This is a genomic window from Paramaledivibacter caminithermalis DSM 15212, from assembly GCF_900142245.1.
Classification (GTDB): Bacteria; Bacillota; Clostridia; order Peptostreptococcales; family Caminicellaceae; genus Paramaledivibacter; species Paramaledivibacter caminithermalis.
In genome coordinates this window covers 25,308-32,407 of record NZ_FRAG01000042.1, presented here as the reverse complement: position 1 = coordinate 32,407, position 7,100 = coordinate 25,308, and the positions used below count along the sequence as shown (strand labels likewise).

The following is a 7,100-nucleotide window of genomic DNA, read 5'->3' as shown; positions in this document are numbered from 1 at the left end:
TTTATTATATAGCAAAGGGGGAATTTTTTTTATCCTCATAGCTAAAGCTTTTTGGAACCACCCGCTTAGCGGGTGGTATTCTAAATACAAAAAAAACATTGCACTTTAATATAATTAAAGTGCAATATTTCTTTCTAAAATATATCTAGCTATTTTTCATTCTCATTTTATGTTAGTATTCTAAATTTTTACTTAATACTTAAACTTAGAAATACTAGCTTGCATTTCTTCAGCCAATTTAGCTAAAGCTTCAGATGCATGAGATACATCGGACATTGAAGCTGTTTGTTCTTCTACTGATGCTGCAACCTCTTGCGTGCCAGCTGCATTTTCTTGGGAAATAGCAGAAAGATTTTCTATCATGGCAATAATGCTGGACTTTTTGCTCTCCATTTCTTTGCTGTAATCATTCAATTTACATAGAATCTGCACAATGTTGTCGATTGCCCTTGAAATACCTTCAAACTTCAAATTTGTTTCTTCTACACTTTGTGTCTGCTGAGATACAATATTACTTACTCCATCCATAGTATGAACCGCTACCTCTGTTTTGCTGTTTAGCTCCTGAATAATCTCTGAAATTTCATCAGTAAATTTATTTGAATCCTCGGCTAACTTTCTTATTTCATCTGCTACCACAGCAAAGCCTTTACCTGCTTCTCCAGCTCTAGCAGCTTCAATAGCAGCATTCAACGCTAGTAAATTTGTCTGCTCTGCTATGTTTCTTATCATTTTGCTTGCATTATTAATCTTTTCTGCACTAGTATTGGTTTCCATAATTACGTTATAAACATCCTTAGATGCTGATTGACTCTGATTTGTTTTTTCTACTAAAGACTCTAAGATTTTAATACCATCATTTTTTAATCTTTCTACCTTCTCTAATGCTTCATTTAAGTCAATCATCATACTTTGATTTTTTTCAATTCCTCTTCCTAAAGCTTTAATATCTTGTGCCCCTTTTTCAGTTTCTCGAGCTTGATCAGTTGCTCCCTTTGCAATCTCATCTACTGTTCTGGCTATTTCTGTAGATGCTAAGGCTGTTTGTTCACTTGTTGCAGCCAATTCCTCTGATGAAGATGCAATATTTGCTGATATATCTGATATAGCTCTGACCATATCTTTAATAGAATTTTTCGTAACATCAAGAGATTTAGAAATATCTCCAAATTCATCAGCTTTTCTTAAATCTTCTTGAGATAGTTCCTTTGTTAAGTCACCCTCTGCCATAAAATCTAAAATCTTTCTAAGCTTATTTATATTCCTTATGGCATAATTTGAGAAATTCAATAATAAAATGAATAATATAATAAAACCACTAATTCCTGAAATAGTTATAATCATTATATTGCGATTAATAGCTCCATATACTTCCTCAACAGAAAGACCAATATTTAAAGAAGCTTTATAAACACCATCTGCAAAAATATGTACTATTACATTATAAACATCTTGACCAGTAGGTTCATAATAATACTCTACTGCATAGTCTTCTTTAGAAGATACTGCCCTTATGATAGCTTCATCTTCAATTACTGTCCCCAATATATTTTTATTACTATGGGCAAGCACCTGATAGTTTTCATCAATAATAGCTGCATATACAACTCCTTGTTTCTTTTCTATCTGAGTTACCAAGGTTTGGTAATTAAATCTTTGAGTTAAAGCCTCAACATCATTGGCGCTAATCCCCACTTGAACAAAACTACCATCATCATATCTTACATATCCGTATTTATTATAATTATCAGACTCTGAGTCTTTTCTAATACCTTCAATCAATTCATTTTTCCCACTTACCTTAAATTTATCAACAGGATGTCCTTCTGGAGGAATCCAACCTAAATAAGAATCAATGGTAGAATAAATAATTTTACCTTCAGGATTATACCAATATATTTCATCCACTCCAGTATCCTTTGCAATTTCCTTTAATAATTCACTTGTTAAATTTTTACGATTTCTAATTGTTGTTTTTGCAGCTGCTCTAATTTTATCTTCTAGCATACTATTAATAATACTTAGGGATGAGGCATTGTTTTCAGCCTGTTCAACTACTTGCTTTGCTAAAGCCAAGCCATCTTCTCTCATTTGTTTTAGCAAACTATCCCTCATGAACCATGATGAAACTCCTCCAATAATTGCTATAACCATAAATACAACTACCAATGGTACTACAATCAACTTCTTTTTAATTGTGGTCTTCCTATAAGTCGACCCTTTTTTTTCCATAGTAACCCTCCATTCATAAGCTGATATTTTTTATATTTAAACTAATGTTGCAAAAAACTCCTATGATAAAAGGATTGCTAAGCTAATAATCGCATATACAAGGGATAGCAAGTTGTTTTAAAGATACAATAAAATCGCTTTTTAGTATTATTAAATAAGGAAGATGTTAAAATGAGATGTTATTTATTGATTTAAATTTGAAAAGCTAAACATGAATTTAAAATTCATTTGAAGATTGCGACAATATGCGACAATAATTATTGTTAATCTATTATATTCGACATCATCCTTTTAATTCCTCTATTTTTTTAATAATTTAAAAAAATATTAAAGCATGTAGAATAAAGCATAGTGATTTATCTTTACAAACTGTTAAAACCGCAATAAAACATACAAATTTTTTATTGCGGTTTCCAAAATTTCTAATCATTTAATATGTAATTATTTAAATCACATAGTACATTATCATAGTTATTTCTCAAATTCCATCTTCCAACTATAATAATTATTTTCCTGATTTTTTTCATAATATAGGATGGCGTCAAATTTATTACCTTTTTTACTTGTTAAGCCTTTTATTTTCACCTTTTTATTTGATAACAATTTTTTTACCATTGTCTTTGTAACCTTTTTCTTCATAGAAGCCAAATATCTATCGTTTTTCCAGACAACAAATTTACATCCATTCGTCCAGTTGCTGCATCCAAAGCCTTTTTTACCCTCTATAACATCATGTCCACATTCAGGACATTTCCCAAGGATATCCATATCTTTTTTTATAGTATTTACTGAATTAAGCGTGTCAGCAATTACATTATTTTTATCATTTAAAATCTTCTTCACTCCATCTATAGTAAAACTAAAAATATGCTTTAAAAATTCTTCCTTATTCAATTTTCCCTTTTCTATATCCGATAAAGCTTTTTCTAATCGCCCAGTATAATCCAAATCAAACAATTCCTTGATAGGAAATGTTTCTACCAACTTTATACCTTTTTCCGTAGCATATAAAGATTTTCCCTTTGTTGCTATATAACCTATTTTCTTTAATCTCTTTATAGTATCGGCTCTTGTAGCAGGAGTCCCTATTGAATAACCACTTAAAATAGATTGCAACATTTCTTCCCTATCTCCCTCTAAAACTTTCTTTCCACAATTCTCCATAACCTTTAACAATGTTTTTTCTGTATGCTTTGTGGGAGGCTTTGTTTTCTTTGATTCAACCTCTGCACTATTAACCGTTACAATTTGTCCCTTCTCAACATTTGGTAATAATTCATCCTTACTATTTGTTCCTTCTATTTTTCGCCATCCTTCCTTAACTAAAATCTTGCCCTTCGATATAAACAGTCTATTCTCATCTCTAGTTTCTACCTTAGTTATGATTTCTGTATGGTCAAATTCAGCAGGAGCCATAAATTGAGCTATAAATCTATCTTTAATAGTTGAGTAAACCTTTTTTTCATCTTCTGTTAATTTCTTAGGAATAACATAAGTTGGAATAATAGCACTATGACTCTCTACTTTTTTATTGTTGAATATCCTTGAAGACGTACTAAATTTAATCTCCTTTTCATAGGATAATCCTTTTTTTAACGCATTTAATACTTTTTTAGCCCGATCCTTAAGACTTTCTTCAAGTGCAATACTTGCTGTTCTTGGATAAGTAATGAATTTCTTTTCATATAAAGCCTGAGCAACTTTCAATACCTTATCAGAAGTCCACCCATTATACTTGCTGGTTATAAAGCCTTGAAGATTTGATAGATTGAATAAAAACGGTGGATATTGCTTCTTTCTTTCTTTTTTCTTTTTAATAATTTCACCTTTTTTGTTTTTTATTTCTCTAGATATCTCCTTTAATTTTTCTTTATCATTAAATTTATCCGTCTTACCTTCAAAATATATTCCTTCATATGTAGCAGTGTCATTTATAAACTTTGCTTTTAATTTATGATAATCCTTTGGTACAAATTTCTCTATTTCTTTATCTCTATCATAAATTATTTTAAGGGTAGGTAGTAATACTCTACCTACATTCAACACATTGCCCTTTCCCTGTGCATACTTTAATGTAGTCACTGAAGTAAAGTTTATTCCGATAACCCAATCTGCCAATTGTCTACTTAATCCTGCATCCTGTAATCTCTTCATTTCCTTGTTAGTTTTTAACTGATTCATCCCTCTATGAATCTCTTCCTTTGTCCATTCATTTATAAGTAGTCTATAAATAGGTTTTTTTACTCTTAAATAGTCCCAGATTAAAATGCTAATCAATTCGCCTTCTCTATCATAATCTACTGCTGAAATAATTTCTGTTACATCATCTCTTTTTATAAGACTATCTATAATCTTTAACTGCTTATATACTCCTGCATCAGGCTTATCTTTATTTTTAGGGTTGCTTTTAACTTTATATTTAAAGGTTTCAGGTATATATGGAAAATGCTCCATTCTCCAAAATTTCATCTTGGGGTCATAATCCTTACAATCATAAAGTTCAAGCAAATGCCCAAAGGCCCATGTTATAAGATATCCATTTCCCTCAATATATCCATCTTTTCTAACTTTGCACTCTAAAGCCGAAGCAATATTCCTAGCTACCGACGGCTTTTCTGCTAATATTAATTTACTCATTATAAATCTCCTTCATATTGTAAACTTAAGTTTATATATACTTTTTGTTTCCATTTTATCATGTACTATTTATTAGTAAAAGAAAGAGTTTCTTTCATCATCTGAAGGAGATTGAGTTTTAAAAAGATTAAATGCTACAAAACGACAATAAAAAACAAATATTAGAATACTATTATAATATTAATAATCACTAAAGGTATTTAACCTTTAGTGATTATTATTTTATTGATTACAATAAAAGACTTATTATGTGAGAAACTTGCATAGTTAGCACTAATAATTCTGAAATACAATATATAGATGGCTTTCTTGACTCTCTACTGCATTTTGTACTCCAAAATTCTTTATTTGAATGTATTATGCAATTTCCTTATATATTTAGATACTATTTTATTATTTTCTGGGAATAACTATTTTCTTTCCTTCTTTTCTCCACTGTCTAAATTCAGAAACGGCAGTTAAAAGCACGTCCGTTGATGAGTTAAGTGCGGTTTCACAAGAGTCTTGAATAACACCCACAACAAAACCTACACCAACTACTTGCATTGCTACATCATTTGGAATACCAAACAAACTACATGCAAGAGGAATCAGTAATAATGAACCACCAGCTACTCCAGAAGCTCCACAAGCACTTACAGCTGAAAGCAAGCTCAGGATTAATGCTGTACCAATATCTACTTTAATACCCAATGTGTTAACCGCAGCAAGTGTTAATACTGATATTGTAATAGCTGCACCAGCCATGTTTACAGTGGCACCAAGTGGAATTGATACTGAATAAGTATCCTTGTCTAAACCTAGTTTTTCACACAAGTTCATATTCACTGGAATATTGGCAGCTGAACTTCTTGTAAAGAATGCCGTAATACCACTATCCTTTAAACACTTTAATACAAGGGGATAAGGATTTTGACGGATATTAATAAATGTAATAATTGGATTTACAACAAGTGCCATAAAAAACATACAACCAACTAACAAGAGAAGTAATTGTCCATAGTCCACTAAAGACTCAATACCATTTGTGGCTATTGTATCTGCTACTAACCCCATTATACCAATAGGTGCAAAGTTGATTACCCACCTTACGATTTGAGATAGAGCATCTGAAAAATTACTAATCATAGTTTTAGTAGCTTCTGGCGCTTTTTTCAAAGCTAAACCAAGAAGTAATGCCCAAGCTAAAATACCAATATAATTAGCGTTAGAAAGGGCTGTTATTGGATTGGAAACAATATTCAACAGCAATGCTTTTAGTACCTCAACAACTCCTCCTGGAGGAGATACATTCTCAGCTCCTGCTCCAAGTGTTAATGTTACTGGAAATATGAAACTTGCCACAACAGCAACAAGTCCAGCTAAAAATGTTCCTAAAAGATAAAGAACAATAATTGATTTCATATTAGTCTTTTGACCACTCTTATGCTGAGAAATAGCAGACATTACCAAGAAAAATACCAATATAGGTGCAACAGCCTTTAAAGCACCTACAAATAATGACCCGAAAATTCCGATTGGTTTTGCTACATTAGGAACTATAATAGCCAAAATAATACCGACAATTAGACCTATAATAATTCTTTTTACTAAACTCAATTGATTCCATCGCCTTAATAAATTTGTCATTTTATCTTTCCCTCCTATACCTTATTTCAGCTGAATCAAATGTACTCACCTTGAAAAAAATAGAGTATAAATAGCTTATACACTTTACTTTCATCAAACTGAATACTTTTAAAATTTAAGGCAGCACTCAAAGTTTACCATAATTTTTATTTAATTGCAAGCAATTATCATTACCAATTAAATGATATGTATGTAATCATTGTTATTTCAGGTATTTTTTAAATTAAGTACAAGTTTAGATAATGCTTTCAGTTTACATAATTCAAAAGAGTTTTTTATTCATACTATTTAATATATATGGACTAAAACTATCGACTATACGCTGAAATATATCTCTAAGAAGGCATTACTTGTGGTAAGATGCAACCCATGTTATCCTAAATTCTATATAACTAAAAAAACAGTATTAGATTCTAATACTGTCTTGGATTTCATTGTTGAAGGTAAATTGTGATATATAAAATCTACTATATAAACGAGACGTTGTACGTATCCCCTTGTCCCTGTTATCTTCTTCTACTTTAAAAAAATTTTATCTATAAACCCTAACACAAAAAAACCTATAAACAAACCTATTAATAAAATAATCCATACAAAGATTC

At 30.7% G+C, this 7,100-nt stretch carries 3 protein-coding genes; all 3 read right to left on the bottom strand.

Annotated features, from left to right (window positions below; genetic code table 11):
* Positions 1–192: 192 nt before the first annotated feature.
* The 3 genes from BUB36_RS13885 to sstT all read right to left on the bottom strand — a co-directional run bounded on the left by BUB36_RS13885 (position 193) and on the right by sstT (position 6,498).
* Complete coding sequence (locus BUB36_RS13885) at positions 193–2,232, bottom strand: methyl-accepting chemotaxis protein (protein WP_073151458.1); 2,040 nt, start codon at positions 2,230–2,232, stop codon at positions 193–195.
* A gap of 471 nt (positions 2,233–2,703) precedes the next feature.
* Entirely contained in the window at positions 2,704–4,869 is a 2,166-nt protein-coding gene (locus BUB36_RS13880; RefSeq protein ID WP_073151455.1) for a DNA topoisomerase, read from the bottom strand.
* Positions 4,870–5,262: 393 nt separating this feature from the next.
* Positions 5,263–6,498, bottom strand: a complete 1,236-nt coding sequence (sstT, locus tag BUB36_RS13875) for a serine/threonine transporter SstT (RefSeq protein WP_073151452.1) — start codon at positions 6,496–6,498, stop codon at positions 5,263–5,265.
* Between the last annotated feature and the right edge of the window lie 602 nt (positions 6,499–7,100).

What these genes read in the sequence shown, in the direction of transcription:
- BUB36_RS13885 (WP_073151458.1), bottom strand. Translation starts at nt 2,232, where the DNA reads ATGGAAAAAAAAGGGTCGACTTATAGGAAGACCACAATTAAAAAGAAG.
- BUB36_RS13880 (WP_073151455.1), bottom strand. Translation starts at nt 4,869, where the DNA reads ATGAGTAAATTAATATTAGCAGAAAAGCCGTCGGTAGCTAGGAATATT.
- sstT (WP_073151452.1), bottom strand. Translation starts at nt 6,498, where the DNA reads ATGACAAATTTATTAAGGCGATGGAATCAATTGAGTTTAGTAAAAAGA.